We start from the raw sequence: 19633 nt of genomic DNA, 5'->3' as shown, positions 1-19633 counted from the left end.
GAAAACAAACTCGGTTAAGCTCGCTTACGCTAAAGCATTAAAGCAAAGAAAATCAAACAACATCTTAGTACACCATTCAGACAGAGGTGTGCAGTATTGCTCAAGTGAATATCAACAGCTTCGTAGGCATTACCAAACTAAGTGTTCGATGACTGATGGTTACGACTGCTACCAAAATGCGTTGGTTGAGCGAATCAACGGTATCTTGAAGAATGAATATTTATTGATAAAACCTAAGGATTTAAAGGAGGCAAGAAAAATGGTGGAACAATCAGTCACTATCTATAATCAAAGAAGGCCGCATACGGCCTTAAAATACAAAACGCCCGATGAAGTGCATCAGGCGTTTTAATCCAAAATGTGTCAACCCATGTTAGGACGGGTCAAACTAATGATAACTTTAGTCATTACTTTTTTGGTTTAGCCTTTGGTTTAGCCTTAGCTTTAGTGACTTTTTTCTTGGCTAAAGTTTCTACCCACTTATCGTTTTCATAAGTAGCCATCCAGCCTGTTGCTTTAGGCTTGCCACCATCAGTAAGAGTTTCAGTCATGACATACTGCTCTTTACTCTTACGGCTATAACGAACAATAGCTAAATTTCCTTCCGGATCTTTCGCTGGCGCATCCGCTAAATAATAAAACTTCGGTGAAATTCTATCTCTAAAGCGTTGTAACTCTTCCACTTTTGGCGCACGTGTTTCTCGAGAACGAGGGAACGTATTAGCGGCTAAGAAAATACCAGCCGCACCGTCACGTAAAACAAAATGAGCGTCTGATTTTTCACAAGGAAGTTCTGGCAATTGCACAGGATCTTCCTTAGGTGGCGCTGCTTCCCCACTCGCTAAGAGCTTACGGGTATTTTTACATTCACTATTAGTACAATCAAAGTACTTACCGAAACGGCCATTTTTCAATTCCATGTCGGCTTCACAACGGTCACATTCTAATACAGGACCATCATAACCTTTGATTTTAAATTCACCTTTTTCAATTTCAACACCATCACACACTGGATTATTACCACAAACATGCAATTTACGTGTTTCATCAATAAGGTAGCTGTCCATCGCCGTTGAACACTTAGGACAACGATGCATCGCACGAAGCGCTTCTGTTTCTTGATCTTCAGCTAAAACACTGACTGCTTCTTCACCTGAAGTCAGATTCATGGTGGTGGTACAACGTTCCTTTGGCGGTAAAGCATAGCCAGAACACCCTAAGAAAACTCCCGTTGACGCTGTACGAATGCCCATTTTACGAGCACATGTTGGACAGTCAATGTCAGTTAAAATGGGCTCATTGTTGCGCATTCCACCTTCATCTGTCGGTTTATCAGCAAGCACTAATTGTTTGGTAAAGTTTTTATAAAACTCATTTAATACGTCTTTCCAAACTATTTTTCCTTCGGCTATTTCATCAAGCTCTTGTTCCATTTCAGCGGTAAAGTTATAGCTCATCAAGTTTTTAAAACTGGCATCTAAACTGTCAGTAACTATTTCACCCATTTTTTCTGCATAAAAACGTTTTTTATCTAAACGCACATAGCCACGATCTTGAATGGTAGAAATAATTGAAGCATAAGTAGAAGGACGTCCGATAGAACGTTTTTCTAATTCTTTTACCAAAGATGCTTCACCAAATCTTGCCGGTGGCTTTGTAAAGTGTTGTGATGGGTCAAGTTTCACAAGTGTGAGTTTTTCACCAACCGATAAATCAGGAAGATGGGTATCTTTATCACCTTTTGATAATTGAGGATGAACCTTTGTCCAACCATCAAATTGCATCACTCGACCTTTAGCTTTCAAGTCAAAGCCAGCAGCACTAACCGTTAGCGTGCTGACGGTATAACGAGCCGCAGTCATTTGACAAGCAACAAATTGACGCCAAATTAAGTCGTATAACTTTTTACAGTCATCGTCTAACTTTTCAATAAAAGCCGCTTCAAGTTTAACATCTGAAGGACGGATAGCCTCATGCGCCTCTTGTGCGTTTGCTTTGCTACCATATATTTTCGGCTGCTCGGGTAAATAATTATCACCAAAATTCTTACTGATATAACCGCGACACATTTCAACGGCATCTTTACTTAAATTAGTTGAGTCAGTACGCATATAAGTGATATGCCCTGCTTCATAAAGACGTTGCGCTAAGCCCATAGTGCGCTTAACGCCATAACCTAAACGAGTACTTGCCGCTTGTTGTAGCGTAGAAGTAATAAATGGCGCTGAAGGAGAACTTTTCGACGGTTTGTCTTCACGCTTACTCACTTCGTAACTAGCCGGCTCTAAAATAGCTAACGCGGCTTTAGTGTCTTTCTCATTGGTAGGTTTGAACGCTTTACCATTTTGATGCGTCACATCAAGGGCTAAGGTTTGGTTATCTTGCGTACTAGTATCTGCACTGATCTCCCAAAACTCTTTTGGATCAAATGCTTTAATTTCACGTTCTTTTTCAACGACTAATTTAACAGCAACAGATTGAACACGGCCAGCCGATAAACCACGCGCCACTTTTTTCCAAAGTAACGGACTAACCATAAAACCAACAACACGATCTAAAAAGCGTCGCGCTTGTTGAGCATTTACCCCAGGCATACTTAACTCACCTGGTGTGGCGAATGCTTGTTGAATTGCGTTTTCGGTTATCTCATTAAAAACGACTCGCTTAAACTTGTCGTCTTCACCACCAATAATCTCTTTTAAATGCCATGCAATCGCCTCTCCCTCGCGATCCAAATCGGTTGCGAGATAGACAGTATCTGCTTTTTCAGCAAGTTTTTGTAATTCAGAAACAACCTTTTCTTTACCAGGAAGCACCTGATAAGTTGCTTGCCAATCCTTTTCTGGATCAATCCCCATACGATTAACTAACGCTTGCTTATCACGTTTAGCTTTATATTTAGCTTTCGCCTCTGGGGACATTTTTCTCACTTCTGCAGGAGATTTTGCCGCTACTTTTTTACCGGTACTGCTATGAGGAAGATCACGCACATGACCAACACTTGACTTAACGATAAAATCTTTCCCAAGATATTTGTTAATTGTCTTCGCTTTTGCAGGAGACTCGACAATTACAAGAGATTTTGACATATATTTTTTTAACCCTACATTTACTGATTAACACATCAGTGTTTCATTATCTTACCGGTTTTATAAGCATGATAAATAAGTTTACAAGCGAGTAATATTCAATCTTTAGTAGAACTCGACAATGTTAAATTTTAATTAATTTCTGAAATTACTATTAGATATATCTGTTAATTAGCAAGCTGACAAGCAATTATTTTTTATAAATTAACCTATTCGTATAATTTCGTTATAATAGCTTTGATAATTTTTCGGCGTAATCATAGTCGAGTTTTCACGAGAAATTAAGAGCTAATGCACTAATATTTTAGCCTTGCCTTAAAATTTCAACCTATTTTAAATATTTTCTAACGCACAACCCTAAGATTGTAGAAAACTACAACAGTAAAACTAAAAGAGAATTATTATGACAAGCCAGTCTTTATTTTTAGACAAAATCAAACAAAGTTTATGCCCTCCCGGAAACGGTGTATTTACGGTTAACACCGCAAAAGAGCGTAAAGCGCAATTACATCAAGCACTATATGGGCAAACAGAAAACATAGAATCAATTTGGGCTGAAAGCTTAAATAAGCTAGCCGATTCGTCTGCGGCAGTTATTTTAGGTATTGCTTCAGACTGTGGCGGGGGCATTTTACGAGGTGCTAACTGGGGACCTTTGTTTGTTCGTTCAACGTTATTGAATCAACACCCTAATTTAAATGTATTTGATATGGGCGATGTTCGTGTTATTCCTCACCTTTTACATGATAAATATTTAAATGAACCAACAATTGCCAACTGTCGTAAGGCGTTATATCAAGATAAAGATAGCAATTTAGCCGTCAGCCCTTTAACAATAACAGAAGATGTGCTGCATGATTTTTATGCACAATTTCCCGCTAAAGGCATATTTGGTATTGGTGGTGATCATTCAATTAGTTATCCATTAACCAAAACCTATTTACAAGCGAAAAAGAAACAAGGCAAGCGTGCTGCTATTATTCATTTTGATGCTCATACCGATTTATTAGTCGAACGTTTAGGTATTGATCTATGTTTTGGTTCTTGGTGCACGCATATTTTAGATGACCTGCATGAAAAAAATCATTTAATCCAAATTGGCATTCGCTCAAGCGGCAGACCAAAAGAGCACTGGGAAAGCACTTTTGGTGTAAAACAACATTGGGCTCATGAAATAAGAGAAAACGGCGTAGCACCCATTATAGCGAATATTTTAGCGCAGCTTGAAGAGCAAGCGATTGACGAGTTATACGTAAGCTTTGATATTGACGCTATCGATGAAGCTTATGCATCAGCAACTGGTACGCCAGAGCCTGATGGTTTAACCCCCAATGAAGCAATGGATATTTTAAAAGCATTAGCAGCGCAGTACCCTATAACAGGTGCGGATATGATGGAAATAGCTCCATTTACTGACAGTTCAGGTCGAGGGGCAAGTAGCAGCGAAACGACCTTAAAAGTAGGTGGTGAAATTTCGGCGTTTTTACTAAAAGAAATGGCGAAAAATTAAGAAATGTTTATGAGTTGCTAGTTACCATTCAGTCGTAAGTATCATTCAATAATTAAAAAAACCGCTTTACAGCGGTTTTTTTATTGGAAGTTAAAGCGATTTCTTATTGAATTACAATATTAATACCACTGAAAACTGTTGTCACTCCACCTGGTGTTTCCACGACAATTTCTAATGGGCCACTCGTAGGCTCTGATTCGCCTTTAATAGCAACCCCAAAGGCACTTCCGCCATTACTTGCATCACCTGGCCAAGTATACGTACCTGTACCAACTACAGAGCCAACACTCGCCACAAATGACACCAAAGTACCTGAAGGCATAGGTTGATTGTGTAGGTCAGCAATAATAATACTAACAGTACCTGTACTTTCGCCCGCTATATATAAAGAAGTATCTTCACTATTATAGTTAGGGTTTGCTACTTCAACCTCAGGTGTATTGGGATCATTATCATCATCTTGTAAGGTGGTTTGACTTACCGAATCATTAGTTGCTGTTACTGTAACATAAGGGTCTGTACCTGACATGATGATGATAGTTGACCCTCTAACATTTGTAGAGACTTTTTCAGATTTTTTCGTTGGGTCAGGTTCATCATCTGGGTTTGCACAATACTGATTAGTGATACTAGAACCAGGATTAGTCACATCATTTAAACCACACAATACTCCGTTATAAACATTATCTTGAAGATCAAAGACTCCGTTGTTATTGAAATCAACAAATTCTTCTAATTCACCGCCTATTTCAGCACTAGTTTCAACTGGGTTATAAACAGAGTCTTCATTGTGATCAACATATGCTTCTTTTAAATCATAAGGCATATCACTGACATTTAAGCCTTGAAATAACGAGTATTCACTTTCATCAAAGCGCCCATTACCATTCTTATCAGGAAATGACTCTTCACCTACTGCCGTTGCTAATACGGTTACACGACCACCATACTCTTGACCAAGATAGTTTTTCCCGTTTGCTAATGGCTCTCGAGCACAGAAAATTGCCGGGTTATTATTTTCTGCAACTGTACAGAAGTTATTAGTTAAAGTTTGACCTGCTGGTCTAGGGTTTTGACTTGTCCACATTACCGAACATACGCCATTTTGTGTAGTACAAGATGATCCTATTGAGCCACCTTCTGTCGTAAAGTTCACAGCTGTACCATCTGGTACCGGGTTATTAAATGCATCCGCCATTCGAACCGTAACTGGTACTTCAACTCCATCTACACTCCAAGCTTCAGGGTTAGCGTTGCCACGAGCAAGACTAAAACTATCTTGATCAGGTAAACCTGTTGAAACCACCAATTGACTTGATTGAGTAAAGACAACCGTACCATCTAAAGTAGCAGTTGAAGCAATAACACGAATAGTAGTAGGAACTGTCCCAGAATTTACAACCGTTTGAACAATACCTTCGGCATTACTGGTTGCTTCATTTTGACTTAATTTTATACCGCCAACATCCGTATTTAACGCAAAATTGACCACACGATTATTATACGGATTACCATCGGTATCTTTAACTTTAAAAACAAGCGTAGAACTTTCAGAACCGGAAACAATACCAGCACCTAAAATGCCTATATTTTGTGGGGTAGCTGACACAAATTCAATACTACCAATATCTGCAGGTAGAACATTGATTGACCCCGAAGCAGATAGATTTATCCCACCAGCATTAGCGGTAACATTAATAGGATCATCTCCAACACAGCCTTGTGCAAGGTATGTACTTGTTGCAACACCGTTCGAAGTAGTAATAGGACTACTTAACTTAGCAACAGATTGAGTAGAGCAACTTGAAGAAAAGTTAACATCAACAGGCTCAGTAAATAAATTACCTTGATCATCAATAATAGACACCGAAATAACGCTGGTACCACCGGCAGAAATTTGGTCTAAACTTATCTCAGCAACACCTTTAACAAATGGTTCACCACTACCCATAGAAACAGTCGAAGAACCAACCACAAAAATGGTTTTACCTGTCTCACCACTTGTAATTGTCGCAGTAACTTCACCGGCGCCAAGGTTATCACCAGCAAAAATATCTACAACAGCTAAATTATTATCATCAGTAATCGCCGATGCAATAGGAATATCACCAACCGTTGATGAAAAGTTAACGATTAACGGGGAATTAATACCCTCAAGGGTTGCCACAACACGGCCAGGTTTTGATGCGGTAATCGTATCGGTTTCATTACCCTCTTCATCAATCAGTGCAACTGTGATTTTAATATCGCCACCGACATTAATATCATCGCCCTGAGTATTAAAACCCAGTGGTACATTGGATGTTTCACCCGAACTTAATGAAGCAGAAATCTCTCCTGCACCACGCACTGTGCCAGCGGTTAAAATAATTGTCGCAACACCACTTTCATCAGTTAATGCTGTTCCAGAGGCAGGTGAAAAAGCACCGAGGTCAGTTGTAAAGGTTACCGCCCTACCAACAACAGCTTCAGAGCCTTGCATAACAGTTGCCGTAACATTAACGGGCTCAGCACCAGTAACTGTCGTGTTAGAAATAGCTAGTGTAAGTGTAATTTCATCAGTAGTAGTACCTGTATCATTGTCAGCGGCACCACCTGAACTAAGGCTGCCATCTCCGCCACCACAGCCGATGAGACCAATGAAAAACATAATGAAACTTAAGCGTCTAAATAGCGCCATAAAAGCATCTCCCTGATGATGTTTTTGTTGTAAGCACCTTAATATTAACCGAAAAAAAACAAAAAGGTCACTAACTTATTAAAAAAAGCTTTTCTTCCGAGGTTTTTAATCCACCAAATAGCTGATAACCTTATGACTGAAACACTTATTAACTTTATAAAAAATTATAAAAATATGACAAATAAACATACTTCAAGTTTAACGACACGCATTGTTATCGGCATGGTGTCAGGGATCCTACTCGGTTTTTTATTACAACAATTGATGCCAAACGGCTCTGACTTTGTAATACCACTTTATATTTTTGATTTATCACTTCGATCGCTCTTTGTTGATGGTATTTTTAATGTTGGCGGGCAAATATTTGTTGCTAGTTTAAAAATGCTTGTCGTGCCTTTAGTGTTTGTTTCACTAATTTGTGGTACTTGTTCTTTAAAGGACACTTCAAAGCTTGGCAGAATTGGTGGTAAAGCAATTGCTTTATATTTAATTACAACGGCTATTGCGATCAGTTTTGCCATGAGTTTGGCATTATTATTAAGTCCAGGTGATGGGGTTAATATGACAGCTAACACCACGTTTGCAGCGAAAGAAGCGCCTTCTCTGGCTCAAGTTTTCATTCAAATGTTTCCTAGCAATCCTTTTGCTGCTTTTGCTCAAGGCAATATGTTACAGGTAATTGTCTTTGCTTTATTATTTGGTATTGCCATTGCACTTTCTGGTGCTGCTGGTGAACGTATTTCTAAATTATTTGAAGACTTGAACGTTGTCATTATGCGCTTAGTAACCATTTTGATGAATTTAGCGCCTTATGGGGTTTTCTGTTTATTAGCAAAATTATTTACCGATCTTGATATCAGCACGATTAAAAACCTTGGTATGTACTTTGGGGTGGTATTTTTTGCTTTAGTAATTCACGGCACGATTACGTATTCAGTGATATTGAAATTATTCACAGGACTTAATCCGGTTATCTTTATCAAGAAAATGCGCGATGCTATTTTATTTGCATTTTCTACCTCAAGCAGTAATGCCACGATTCCGGTAACAATGGAAACCGCCACGAAAAAAATGGGTGTTGATAACTCGATTGCATCATTTACCGTGCCATTAGGCGCTACCATTAATATGGACGGTACGGCGATTATGCAAGGTGTTGCAACTGTCTTTATTGCGCAAGTATTTAATGTTGATTTATCGCTTTCTGATTTTCTGATGGTAATTTTAACCGCAACGTTAGCTTCTATTGGTACAGCAGGTGTTCCTGGCGTTGGGTTAATTATGTTGGCCATGGTTCTCGAGCAAGTTGGTTTACCGGTTGAAGGTATTGCCATTATTATCGGGGTTGACCGTTTATTAGATATGACAAGGACTGCGGTCAATGTTACCGGAGATTGTATGGTAACGACTGTTGTAGCTAAATCAGAACAACAATTTAATGAGTCAGTATTTTTAGATGAAAATGCTGGCCAGAAAATTGAAGAAATTGACTTTCAGCAACTGAAAAAAGAGAGTTAATACAAATATCTAAGATGATAAAATAACTGTTATAAATGAAAAAAAGGTGCTTTACGCACCTTTTTTTGTCATAAATGTATGAGCGATGATTTCCTAACTATACAGCTTTCAAACAATTATCTCGTAATGATATAAAGTTTTTCTCTCAAATAACTCACCTTAAATGTTCGCTGCGCAAAGGTTTTATCTGCTAATTCATGCTCTGCGATACATTTAACATTAAAGCCAGTAAATAAACGATTAATGTCTTGCTCAAAGAGTGAAAAAGGTGGGCCTGACAACTCTTCTTGGGGAAATTCTAACGAGATCAAAAACAATCGACTGTGTTGAGTAATAAACGTTGCTAAGTGATCAGCGTATGCTTGCTGCATCGTTTTAGGTAGAGCAATAATGGCTGCACGATCATATATCCAATCAAAGTCAGAAAGTTGCTCTGCTGACAGTTTGAAAAAGTCTCCTTGCAATAAAGTGATATTTTCAAAACTATATTGTTTAAAAGCTGCTTGCGTCTGTGTATCGCTGATTTGAGTTGGCGTGACTTCAATAGACTTTTCTCGAAAGAAATCTCGACAAGCAATATCGCTAAGTTCCGCCCCTACTACGTCAAAATGTTCAGCAAGCCACACCATATCATCAGACTTACCACATAAAGGTACTAAAACGCGTTGTTGTTTTCCCGTTTGACACTCATCTGTTTTTGACGACATCAAAGGCAATAACTGCTGAGAAAGAAAAGGATGTATCGACGTTTGATGAAATCCTAAACTATTTTTTTCCCAGCAAGCATGCCAAAAAGAAGCTTTCATATAATTAAAGTTTAACTTGGAAAAATTCGATTATTTTGCCAAAGTTTTCCTAAAAAACTTTCCGCAGATAGCGATGCTGCTTTCGAAAACTTTTCGGCTAAACCTTTCTTTGTTGCGTATTTTACCGCAATAACTTTACTCGTTTTATTTGCTTGGCATAAATAATCATCGCTAGTAGTCACGACATCCACTAAACCAACCTCTATCGCTTTTTTACCTGACCATGTTTCACCTGTCGCTACTTTCTCAATATCTAACTGCGGGCGGTTTTCACTTACATGTGCTTTGAAAAGCTCGTGCATTTCTTCAATTTCTTCAACAAACTTTTCACGGCCTTCATCAGTGTTTTCACCAAACATGGTTAATGTACGTTTGTATTTTCCAGCCGTTAATTGTTCAAATTCAACATCATTTTTCTTTAAAATTTTATTGAAATTTGGAATTTGAGCAATAACGCCAATTGAACCTAATATAGCAAAAGGTGCAGAAAGTATTTTATCAGCCACACAAGCCATCATATAGCCACCACTGGCAGCAACCTTATCAACCGATACCGTTAGGGGGATTTTTGCTTGGCGAATTCTGTCTAATTGTGACGCGGCTAAGCCATAACAATGCGCCATTCCACCTGCACTTTCTAACCGAATAAACACTTCATCTTTTTCAGTAGCCACTAATAAAATAGCGGTAATTTCTTCACGTAGTGCTGATACTTCTTTTGCATCAATACTGCCATTAAAGTCGATAACGAAAAGTTTAGATTCATGCTCTGGTTCGTTACCATCAGCTTGCTTTTTAGACGCCGCTTTGTCAGCTTTCTCTTTTTCTTTCGCCTGCTTTTTCTCTTGTTTCTCTTTTTCTTTCAATTGCTCTTTCGTTAACAAATGATGGTTCATTTCATCTTCAATATCGTGCAGTTGTTCAGAAATATCCGTGATTTCCAACTCTCCTTTCTTTGCCCCTTGCTTGATGGCCGATGAAGCGATCAAGGCAATAATGGCGGCAAAGGCAAGCACAAAAGTAATGGTTTTCGCAAAAAACAAACCATATTCATATAAAAATTCCAAAGCGACTCTCCAAGGTACGGGTAATTATTTAACAGATAAACGTTTTAACATTTTATTTTATATCTATTAAATGGGGATGAAATTTCATAAAAAAAGCCCTCTAGTTAGAGGGCTTCATAAACATTAACAAAATGCCATTAATCTACTGATATTAATGAACAACTTCTGTATCAGTTACTATGATCATTTGACCATCTGTAGCATAAAATCCGGCCATTTGAGATTGCATCTCTTGAGTCGTACGGCCACTTAATGCTGCATCTGGTGAAGCATCATTCGGTCTTGGGTCTAAAATTGAGCCATGATGACCATTCACAAATCTAACAGCACCCGACCCCATCGTTGTTTCTGAAACGCTAGGTAAGCCAAGTAAGGCAATTGCAGGTTCAGTTCCACCTAATGGTGTAAATGGCGCAGTGTTAGTAACGACTTGGTCCGGCAAGTTATCCATACCATTACCGACTACTTCAAATAATAATGTAGGTGTTTGCGTGGCAGCTAAAGCATTAACATAGTTTATAGGATCACCAGAGCCAGTTACCGTTTGAGCAATTAACGTAAATTGCGCAAAACCAGCTTCTAACGCTCCTTTTTGGCTATCATCTAAACTTGCATAAAAGCCTTCATATACCGCAGATAGTTGATCTTGGGTATAACCTGCTGGAAATTGTGCATCAACAAATGCTTTAAAATCAGCTGAAGATGCATAGGTTAAATTAGACTTCGCTAACGTTGAAAACGCAGGTGAAGACATACCAAAATTCGCTAACATTAATCCCGGCATTGCTAAAACATTACTGGTAATTTTAGTTAATACATCGACTTGAGGCGCTAACGGAGTATTTGCCAATGCTAAAGCATTAATACCGTATATCGCACCTAATGAATGACCTAAGAAATGCACTTTCGAGCTATTAATGTTAATTGGGTTGCCTGAAACATCAACACCACCAAAGAAGTTAAGTCCTAAGCGTAAACCAAAGATATCGAAAGCACTTTGACGAGTGTTATCTCTCATGGTTAACATGCTAGCTAAATTTACATAATGTAACGCGCTGACAGAAGAAGCGCTGATATCATCTTGGCCATTGCCAGTTAAATCAAATCCTCGACTACCATGTAACGGATAATCAATAGCAGCGGTAGCAAAACCATTAATGGATAACATACCAGTTGCTAATAACATCGCTTCTTTTGTTGAAGTAATACCGTGTTGCATAATAACTACAGGCCAACCATCAGCAGGCTCAGCAATAGGATCCATGCCAAAACTTGCTCTAACTGGGTTTACCCAAGCTAAATCAGGTGTAGTCATTTGTACATCAATGGGCATTGAAGCCGTTTGTTTTGGAACTGGATTATATTTAGTTAAGTTACGCTCAGTATCAATACCTAAATCACGTAATCCAGGAGCAGCTAATCCACTTGCCGCAGAAATGGCCATACACATGGCATCTGTTTCACTGATTGGATCCGCAGGGATTGCCGCAGGATTTTGAGCCGCTAATCCTGCTAGCATAGCACCAGAATCACATAAACCTGTCCACCAAGTATTAGTAGGTGCGAGTGGGTTTTCAGCAGATGGTACCCCTAAGTAATAAGGGAGCGTAATACTGCCTTTCATATAATTTGCCGCAGAATATAATGGCACAGCTTCAGCAGGGATTTGACCGGCTAAAACATCAGCAACTGATAAACCTGTATCAGCCATACCAATTGACGGATAAATACCTTGCTGTAAATTATTCGCCATCAAGCTTTTCAAGGTAAAAAGTACGTCTGTTGTTGACTGTGTTGTCATGGCCATAGTGTAAATGATTGAATCATCTTCAACGCCGGCACTGATAACAGCATCTTCATAACTATTAATGACTGCTTGTAAACCACGTTGAGCATCATCACCTAAAGGTTGAGTTGCAGCATCTTGACGCATTAATTCATAATAAGTAGAACCGGCAACAGGATTACCTTCAAGATCTTGTAAACTATTCGTCATAGCAACGAGGTAAGTAGTTGCGCCTTTTAAAGGTTTTAGCGGTACAAAGGCAACATCATTACCGGATGCTTGAGTGATAAAATCTTCTGAAAAAACCAATTCTTTTACGATTTTACACGCTAGACCACGAGAAACCGTAGCACAATCAGCGTCAGTGGCATCGCCTCCCATAATAGCTTCAAAGACTCTTACAGAAGATGAATTTAATGCTGAACTTGGATCCAAAGAAGCGCCATCAGGAAATTCAATACCTAAAACAAATGGTTGTGCGGTAGCCCAGCCATCTAATGCACTGGCAGCAACGAAAGGATCCGAGCCATCGGTGGGATCTTCTACCGGAATTTCTAACGTACCATCTTGCGTTCCTTGAAAAATCAAATCATTAGGTACAGATAAGCCATCAATTCCTAGCGATGGATCAAAAATAACGCGACCTGGAATAACAACAGAAGAACCATTTTCTGCAATTTCATTTTTTACATCTTGAACCGATTCATCATCGCAAGCCGATAACCCTAAGGTTGAGGCAATTGCGAGACTTAGAACTAGTTTATTCATTATTTCTCCCCAGATACTAGTCTTTATTTTTAGTTATTATAGGTGATGATATTGAGCAAGCATCAACTAGTTAGACCAGTTAAACTTAACCCAAGAATTCACTTAGTGCTAGCGGTTTTTTAAAATATTGCTAAATTCTTGGCTATTTTAGGTAATATCATCAACATTTTACTCGTCAGTGTTTATCTCAAAGAGTAGAATACCCCCACTATTTTTTCTATTTATTTTTCTTATGTTTAATTACACACCATCCGAAAATTGCTTACAAAATAAAACTATCTTAGTAACTGGTGCCGGCAGTGGTATTGGCCGACAAGCTGCACTAACTTACGCAACATTAGGCGCGACCGTAATACTATTAGGAAAAACAGTAGAAAAGCTTGAAAATGTTTATGATGAAATAGTGTCACTTGGTGGTGCTGAACCTGCCATCATCCCGTTAGATTTAAAAGGTGCAACTAAGCAAAACTATATTGATATGGCATCAACGATAGCGAATCAATTTGGCAAGCTTGACGGTGCATTATTTAATGCTTCAATGTTAGGAGAACTTACGCCTTATAGCCAAATTCATGAACAAATTTGGCATGATGTAATACAAGTGAATGTCACTGCACAACATTTAATGGCACAAGCATTAATACCAACTTTATTGCTAGCAGATAATGCTTCTTTAGTTTTTACATCATCAGGCGTAGGCAGCAAAGGACGAGCGTTTTGGGGGCCGTATAGTGTCTCTAAATTTGCTACTGAAGGCTTAATGCAAGTCATTGCTGACGAATATGATGAATCAACACTCAGAGTTAATGCAATTAACCCTGGTGCAACTGCTACCCCAATGCGTGCCAGAGCTTATCCTGCTGAAAACCAGGAAACATTATCAACCGCTGAGCAAATAATGCCACTGTATGTATATTTGATGTCAGACGATAGTAAAAGTGTTACTGGCGAAGTACTGAATGCTCAGTAATAAATAAGCGCTTTGACGATAAATTATAAAAAAAACCGACATTACGTCGGTTTTTTAGTTAGTGCATTTTAGTTAGTACATTATTTGCTATTACAAATAATCAACCATTCACTTCTTAACGAAGTTCACGCCTTAAAATTTTACCAACATTACTTTTCGGTAACTCATCCCTAAACTCAACATGTTTCGGTATTTTATAATTGGTTAAATTAATACGACAATGCGCGATAATGTCTTCTTTAGTTAACGACTTATCCTTTAAGACAACATATACTTTTATGACTTCACCACTAATTTCATGCGGAACACCAACTGCAGCAGCTTCCATGACACCTGCATGAGAAACAATAATTTCTTCAATCTCATTTGGAAAGACATTAAAACCGGAAACAATAATCATATCTTTTTTACGATCGACTATCTTAAAAAAGCCATTTTCATCCATAGTGGCAATATCACCCGTTGCCAGCCAGCCATCTTTCAGTATTTCATCAGTCGCTTCTGGACGGTTATAATAGCCAGTCATCACTTGCGGGCCTTTAACCCACATTTCTCCGGGTTCATCAATTCCCGCATCGCTACCATCATCTTTAACAATTCGAATATCTGTTGAAGAAGCAGGTAAACCAATAGTGCCAGTATAATGTTTTTGATTATAAGGACATAAAGTAACCAGAGGAGCACATTCTGTTAAACCATATCCTTCTAGCAATCGTGTATTGGTCACTTCTTCCCATTTTTCAGCAACAGGACGTTGCACTGCCATACCGCCGCCTAACGATACTTTTAAGTAACTAAAATCTAAATCGGCAAAACCTGGCGTATTTAACAAGCCATTAAATAACGTATTTACACCAGTGAGAGCAGTAAATTGATACTTTGATAACTCTTTGATAAAGCCAGGCATATCTCGTGGATTGGTGATAAGTAAATTGGTACCACCCAAAGTAATAAATGTTAAGCAGTTCGCGGTTAAAGCGAAGATATGATAAAGCGGAAGCGCTGTTACGACGAGCTCTTTACCCTCTTCTAATTGTGGCTTGATAGCAGCTTTAGCTTGTTGAAGGTTAGAAACCATATTTCGATGCGTTAACATTGCACCTTTGGAAACACCTGTAGTTCCCCCTGTGTATTGTAAAAATGCTAAATCATCACCCGTAAGTAATACAGGTGTATACGGCAATGCCAACCCTTTACTTAAGACCTCATTAAAACGAACAGTATCAGCCAGTTTGAAACTAGGAACCATTTTTTTTACGTATTTTACGGCAAAATTAACAATCGCACCTTTAACCATGCCTAAGCGATCACCAAGTGAAGTTAAAACAACATGTTCAACAGGCGTTTTATCTATAACTTGCTCGAGCGTATGCGCAAAATTTTCAATGATCAAAATGGCTTTTGTGCCAGAATCTTTTAATTGATGCTCTAATTCTCTTGCTGTGTATAACGGGTTTACATTTACGACCGTTAACCCTGCTAATAAAGCGCCAAAAAGTGCAATGGGATATTGCAAGCAATTAGGCACCATAATGGCAAATTTATCGCCTTTTTTTAGCCCCATCTCTTGTTGTAAATATGCAGCAAAGGCTTTGGCTTGTTGTTCTAATTCAGCGAAAGTGATTTCAGCACCCATATTAATAAAAGCAGGACGGTTTGCGTAAATACCTACATATTTATTAAATAATTCAACTAAAGAAGCATACTTGTCAGGATCTATTTCATGTGGAACTCCTGGTGGGTAACTTTTTTCCAACCAAATTTTATGAGTGGCACTTTGCACTTGCTATCTCCTCTTCGTATTAGCAACTTTAACTCTAGACTGTTTTAGTGAATTTTGTATGAGTTTAGTTTTATCACTTTACAATTTATTATAGTAATTTTGAGTGAGTCTAGAATTTATTATTTTTAAACGCTTGTTTGAATTATGAAGTTTTACTTGAATACTGGCCTAATGTCTATAATTTTTCGACGCTTTCACAACATTCATCAGAAAAACTTAAATATCCTTCTGTTTTTCTAAAAATGACTCAATAAAGCGTGCTGTTTTTTTAGCTTGTTCCATATGAATATGGTGGCCTCCGCTTAATTTATGTGCACTAAATTCTTTAAATAAAGGCGCATAATGTGCCAAGCCCAGCTCAACAAATTCAATCCCTTTATCACCATAGATAAGTTGCACTGGTGTAGAAATATCTTTGATAAATTGTTTTGCTTGAGAAAAAGTTAAACGATAAGGCGAAGTATTTCTTAATCGACTATCAGCCCGCCAAGTGATTCCTTCCTCGTGCGTTATACAACCGCGTTCAACAATTATTTTTGCATCTTGATAACTAAGATCAGAAACACTTCTCCGTGCTGTAATAGCTGATTCGAGATCCGTATGAATGGGTTTTCTTTTGGTTTTCAGTTTAAGCCGACTCAACATTCCTTTACGCAGTTGCTCCGTCGTTTCTTCGGACTTTGCACTAATAAAACCAATAGAATCAATTAAGGTTAAGCTTTTTACTTTTTCAGGGAAGGCTGCAGCAAAAGCAGAAGCTATCATTCCGCCCATCGAATGGGCCACAATATCAACTGACGACCATTGATTAAATTCAAAGAGTAACAACAAGTCATAAACATAGTCGATAAAATGATAATGAGCATCTTGGCCGCGATGGGCTGAATGTCCATGCCCTGGCCAATCAATCGCGATGATTTGATGTTCATTGAGCTCATTCATTAGTGGCACAAAACTAGCCCCGTTATCTAACCAACCATGTAAACACAAAACAATCGGTCGGTTAACCTGTCCTTTCTTTAAACCACAGAGTTCAATTTCTGCCAAAGGATACCTAATTTCTTCAATGGCTTGATTACCTTCGACTGAATTAATTACTGATTGAGTCGGCTTTACTTGTTTAGTCATTAATTACTTTTTTTCGATGAACTTGCCTGCTTAACATTTTTATTAATCGGATAAAAAATAGGTGAGTAATGACGAGGACGAGGCGCATACCAAAGCGAAGGCGTATACCACATTGGTTGATGAGTAACATTTACATCAATTTTTTTGATTTCTTTCCATAAATGTACGTTATTTGCCGTTAACACTGGGTAGTCATATTCGTGCTCGCCAATTTTCCCCGACTCATTTTTAGCAATCGTTCCTACAGCAGTAATGCTTCGCCCTTCTTTATAAATAACAGGGTCAAGAAAACCAGCATAGTAAACTTTAAAACGCCCCTGAGTTTGATCTTTTTGCAATGGACGAGTTGAAGAACTTAATTGAAAATGGACCACTTCAAGCATAGTGTTGTCAGCGTTATTCTCTATTTTAGCAATGACACCACCCCAACGAGCATTATTGCCAAGATGAGCAACATTATTATCTTTCACATCGGTAAAAGTGGTTAAAGCAACACTTTCATCGACTCGTAATGATTCTGGAATATTGACACAGCCAGAAATAAACGTAGCAAGCGATAATACAACTAACAGGTTCTTTAACATAATAACTTCCTTTGAATTTTAACGCGTCTTTTATTAGTTGAATAAAGGTTAACGAATAAAAGAACTAAATAACAAAACAATTAAATACTTTAAAGACAAATATTTTTATCGACGTTTTACTTGGGCTAATTTTAGTACACCAATAACACCTAACATAAACCAAAGACAAACCCATAGAATTTCAGGCATCCCCGTTAATTGTGCTAATGAAGCGCCATCACCTAATGAACGACCATCAATCAAATACCATGGGCTTTTAAGACTATTTAATAAAACGCTACAGCCAATTAATTGCAATAGCATTTGAAAATATTGTAAATTCTCAAGTTTAAACTTTAACACTATTATCATCAATAAAACCGACATAATAGAAAAACTCAGTAAATCTCTGATCCAAAAGATTAACGTTGTTAATAACAGTATCAGTATTAATGCACTAAAAAGCTGCGCAATACGTTGGTGCATTGCCGCAACATAATAAATAGCAACGCCCCAAAACACAGCGCCTGCATAACCAAAAAAGCTTATTAACAACCGACTCCCACCTCTTGTGGTACACAATCCGGCACCATTAGGAAACAGTTGGATATTGATTATACTACCGCCAGTCAATAATGCTGCAATACCATGGCTGATTTCATGAAAATAGCTTTCAAACCATTTTAACGGTAAAGAAATAATAGGAATTTCAACCACAAGGGCAGCAGAAAGGAAAATGATCCAAAAACGATATTGATTAAAAAAAGAAGTTGAGTTTAACTTTTCAGGCATGAAATAAAAGTGAATTAACGCAATACATTACGCATATAAATCAACACCAAAGGTTTCTTGAATACTGTCTCTTTGCGCAATACCACCAACAGATTGATACGCAGAGACTGCCGTTATATTTTGCTGAGAAGGTTGATCATAACCCGCTCGTTGCGACTGTGTGGCTTGGTCTTGTCGAGCATGAGTGTCGGCATTTAACTGTTGGTTTTGTTCCACCAACTCAATGGCGGCTGGATCAATATCCAAACGCTCACTAGGATTATTTTGCTGAGTATTTTGCGAATTTTTTTGACGAGCTTTTTCTTGTTCTTGCTGCACCACTAAACGATCACGCTGTTCATTGACGCGAGTTTGTTGGTCACCGCCTATATTTAAAGCGGTATTTGGGGTAAAAGAACTAGCACTATTAATTTGCATATCTTAAATTTATCAAACTTTCCCAAAAATACAAAATATAATCATAAAATAATGGTTTTATTCTCTACCCGGTAACTTCTTCCAAGAAACCGTATCACGAACATAAACCGGTTGTGCATGTTCAGCGCTCACGGCATTTCCTGCTTGAAACTCCTGTTTAGCAATGGTTAACATCGCGCTGGCATTTGGAAATAAGATCTCAGTAGAATCAGGATTCGTTTTTAACGAAGATAATTCAGCCGGGTATGCATCCCAACCAGAGCCTACTCCATACGCTTGTTGAGTATGCGCTTTTAGATATTCAGCTAAATCTGCCGGCGGTAATACGGTTTCATCAACAACAGCTGTCATCACTCCTTTATCATTGACTTGATAAAAGCCTGCGTATACTTCTGACATTCTGGCATCTATAACCGCAATCACTTCCGTTTGTTGATATTTCTCATAGGCTTGTTGCGCCATTGTTTGTAATGTTGAAACGCCCACAACAGGAAGTTCTGCAGAAAAAGACAAGCCTTGTGCAACACCTACACCAATACGAACGCCGGTGAAACTTCCAGGGCCTCGGCCAAACACCAAGCCATCTAGTTCAGATAATTTAGTCTCGGCTTGTTTTAATAAGCGATCGACCATAGGTAACAAAACAACACTGTGTGATTGTGGGCATAGTTCAAATTCACTATGCAAGTTATTTTCAAGGCTTAACGCAACTGAACATGCTTCTGTGGAAGCATCTATCGCTAAATATTTTGACAT

General features: G+C 38.3%; 15 protein-coding genes. 4 read left to right on the top strand and 11 right to left on the bottom strand.

The genetic code is table 11. The features are described 5' to 3' along the window. The coding region (locus Q4493_RS15155; protein WP_303454375.1) for an integrase core domain-containing protein at positions 1-352 on the top strand (352 nt) is incomplete at its 5' end. A gap of 55 nt (positions 353-407) precedes the next feature. Here Q4493_RS15155 and topA read toward each other — a convergent pair. After that, positions 408-3089, bottom strand: coding sequence for a type I DNA topoisomerase (gene topA, locus Q4493_RS15150; protein WP_303454373.1), 2682 nt, complete (start codon positions 3087-3089; stop codon positions 408-410). 403 nt (positions 3090-3492) lie between these two features. On the opposite strand from topA, the gene Q4493_RS15145 reads away from it, so the two are divergent. Beyond that, the gene (locus Q4493_RS15145; protein WP_303454371.1) at positions 3493-4599 is read left to right on the top strand and encodes an arginase family protein; all 1107 of its coding nucleotides are present in this window, start codon (positions 3493-3495) and stop codon (positions 4597-4599) included. Between the two features lie 103 nt (positions 4600-4702). On the opposite strand, the gene Q4493_RS15140 is transcribed toward Q4493_RS15145, so the two are convergent. Next, positions 4703-7279 (bottom strand): hypothetical protein, encoded by a 2577-nt coding sequence (locus tag Q4493_RS15140; RefSeq protein WP_303454369.1) that lies wholly within the window; start codon positions 7277-7279, stop codon positions 4703-4705. A 174-nt stretch (positions 7280-7453) separates the two neighbouring features. Here Q4493_RS15140 and Q4493_RS15135 point away from each other — a divergent pair, with 174 nt between their 5' ends. Beyond that, the gene (locus tag Q4493_RS15135) at positions 7454-8797 is read left to right on the top strand and encodes a dicarboxylate/amino acid:cation symporter (protein WP_303454367.1); all 1344 of its coding nucleotides are present in this window, start codon (positions 7454-7456) and stop codon (positions 8795-8797) included. A 116-nt stretch (positions 8798-8913) separates the two neighbouring features. Here Q4493_RS15135 and Q4493_RS15130 read toward each other — a convergent pair whose 3' ends face one another. From Q4493_RS15130 to Q4493_RS15120, 3 genes are all read right to left on the bottom strand, one after another. After that, complete coding sequence (locus tag Q4493_RS15130; protein WP_303454365.1) at positions 8914-9603, bottom strand: hypothetical protein; 690 nt, start codon at positions 9601-9603, stop codon at positions 8914-8916. Between the two features lie 11 nt (positions 9604-9614). Next, the gene (gene sohB, locus Q4493_RS15125) at positions 9615-10670 is read right to left on the bottom strand and encodes a protease SohB (protein ID WP_303454363.1); all 1056 of its coding nucleotides are present in this window, start codon (positions 10668-10670) and stop codon (positions 9615-9617) included. A 151-nt stretch (positions 10671-10821) separates the two neighbouring features. Then, positions 10822-13224, bottom strand: coding sequence for a VolA/Pla-1 family phospholipase (locus tag Q4493_RS15120; RefSeq protein ID WP_303454361.1), 2403 nt, complete (start codon positions 13222-13224; stop codon positions 10822-10824). 232 nt (positions 13225-13456) lie between these two features. Here Q4493_RS15120 and Q4493_RS15115 point away from each other — a divergent pair, with 232 nt between their 5' ends. Further along, positions 13457-14194 carry a YciK family oxidoreductase gene (locus Q4493_RS15115; protein ID WP_303454359.1) on the top strand — a complete coding sequence of 246 codons (738 nt, stop codon included), beginning with the start codon at positions 13457-13459 and terminating at the stop codon, positions 14192-14194. A gap of 115 nt (positions 14195-14309) precedes the next feature. Here the strand turns inward: Q4493_RS15115 and fadD are convergent, their stop codons facing one another. From fadD to tsaB, 6 genes are all read right to left on the bottom strand, one after another. Beyond that, complete coding sequence (gene fadD, locus Q4493_RS15110; RefSeq protein WP_303454357.1) at positions 14310-15977, bottom strand: long-chain-fatty-acid--CoA ligase FadD; 1668 nt, start codon at positions 15975-15977, stop codon at positions 14310-14312. 216 nt (positions 15978-16193) lie between these two features. After that, the gene (locus Q4493_RS15105; RefSeq protein ID WP_303454354.1) at positions 16194-17105 is read right to left on the bottom strand and encodes an alpha/beta fold hydrolase; all 912 of its coding nucleotides are present in this window, start codon (positions 17103-17105) and stop codon (positions 16194-16196) included. Continuing rightward, the gene (locus Q4493_RS15100; RefSeq protein ID WP_303454352.1) at positions 17105-17689 is read right to left on the bottom strand and encodes a Slp family lipoprotein; all 585 of its coding nucleotides are present in this window, start codon (positions 17687-17689) and stop codon (positions 17105-17107) included. Before Q4493_RS15100 ends, Q4493_RS15105 begins: the two co-directional genes overlap by 1 nt. A gap of 105 nt (positions 17690-17794) precedes the next feature. Then, positions 17795-18460 (bottom strand): M50 family metallopeptidase, encoded by a 666-nt coding sequence (locus tag Q4493_RS15095; RefSeq protein ID WP_303454350.1) that lies wholly within the window; start codon positions 18458-18460, stop codon positions 17795-17797. 27 nt (positions 18461-18487) lie between these two features. Then, positions 18488-18877 carry a hypothetical protein gene (locus Q4493_RS15090; protein WP_303454348.1) on the bottom strand — a complete coding sequence of 130 codons (390 nt, stop codon included), beginning with the start codon at positions 18875-18877 and terminating at the stop codon, positions 18488-18490. Between the two features lie 57 nt (positions 18878-18934). Beyond that, entirely contained in the window at positions 18935-19633 is a 699-nt protein-coding gene (gene tsaB, locus Q4493_RS15085; protein WP_303454346.1) for a tRNA (adenosine(37)-N6)-threonylcarbamoyltransferase complex dimerization subunit type 1 TsaB, read from the bottom strand.

The organism is Colwellia sp. 1_MG-2023 (genome assembly GCF_030546755.1).
Classification (GTDB): Bacteria; Pseudomonadota; Gammaproteobacteria; order Enterobacterales; family Alteromonadaceae; genus Thalassotalea_H.
Note: the sequence above shows the minus strand (reverse complement) of the source record. Positions and strands in the feature narration are given on the sequence as shown.

Coding starts and splice junctions, on each gene's coding strand:
- topA (WP_303454373.1), bottom strand. CDS start 3,089: ATGTCAAAATCTCTTGTAATTGTCGAGTCTCCTGCAAAAGCGAAGACA.
- Q4493_RS15145 (WP_303454371.1), top strand. CDS start 3,493: ATGACAAGCCAGTCTTTATTTTTAGACAAAATCAAACAAAGTTTATGC.
- Q4493_RS15140 (WP_303454369.1), bottom strand. CDS start 7,279: ATGGCGCTATTTAGACGCTTAAGTTTCATTATGTTTTTCATTGGTCTC.
- Q4493_RS15135 (WP_303454367.1), top strand. CDS start 7,454: ATGACAAATAAACATACTTCAAGTTTAACGACACGCATTGTTATCGGC.
- Q4493_RS15130 (WP_303454365.1), bottom strand. CDS start 9,603: ATGAAAGCTTCTTTTTGGCATGCTTGCTGGGAAAAAAATAGTTTAGGA.
- Q4493_RS15120 (WP_303454361.1), bottom strand. CDS start 13,224: ATGAATAAACTAGTTCTAAGTCTCGCAATTGCCTCAACCTTAGGGTTA.
- Q4493_RS15115 (WP_303454359.1), top strand. CDS start 13,457: ATGTTTAATTACACACCATCCGAAAATTGCTTACAAAATAAAACTATC.
- Q4493_RS15105 (WP_303454354.1), bottom strand. CDS start 17,105: ATGACTAAACAAGTAAAGCCGACTCAATCAGTAATTAATTCAGTCGAA.
- Q4493_RS15100 (WP_303454352.1), bottom strand. CDS start 17,689: ATGTTAAAGAACCTGTTAGTTGTATTATCGCTTGCTACGTTTATTTCT.
- Q4493_RS15095 (WP_303454350.1), bottom strand. CDS start 18,460: ATGCCTGAAAAGTTAAACTCAACTTCTTTTTTTAATCAATATCGTTTT.
- Q4493_RS15090 (WP_303454348.1), bottom strand. CDS start 18,877: ATGCAAATTAATAGTGCTAGTTCTTTTACCCCAAATACCGCTTTAAAT.
- tsaB (WP_303454346.1), bottom strand. CDS start 19,633: ATGTCAAAATATTTAGCGATAGATGCTTCCACAGAAGCATGTTCAGTT.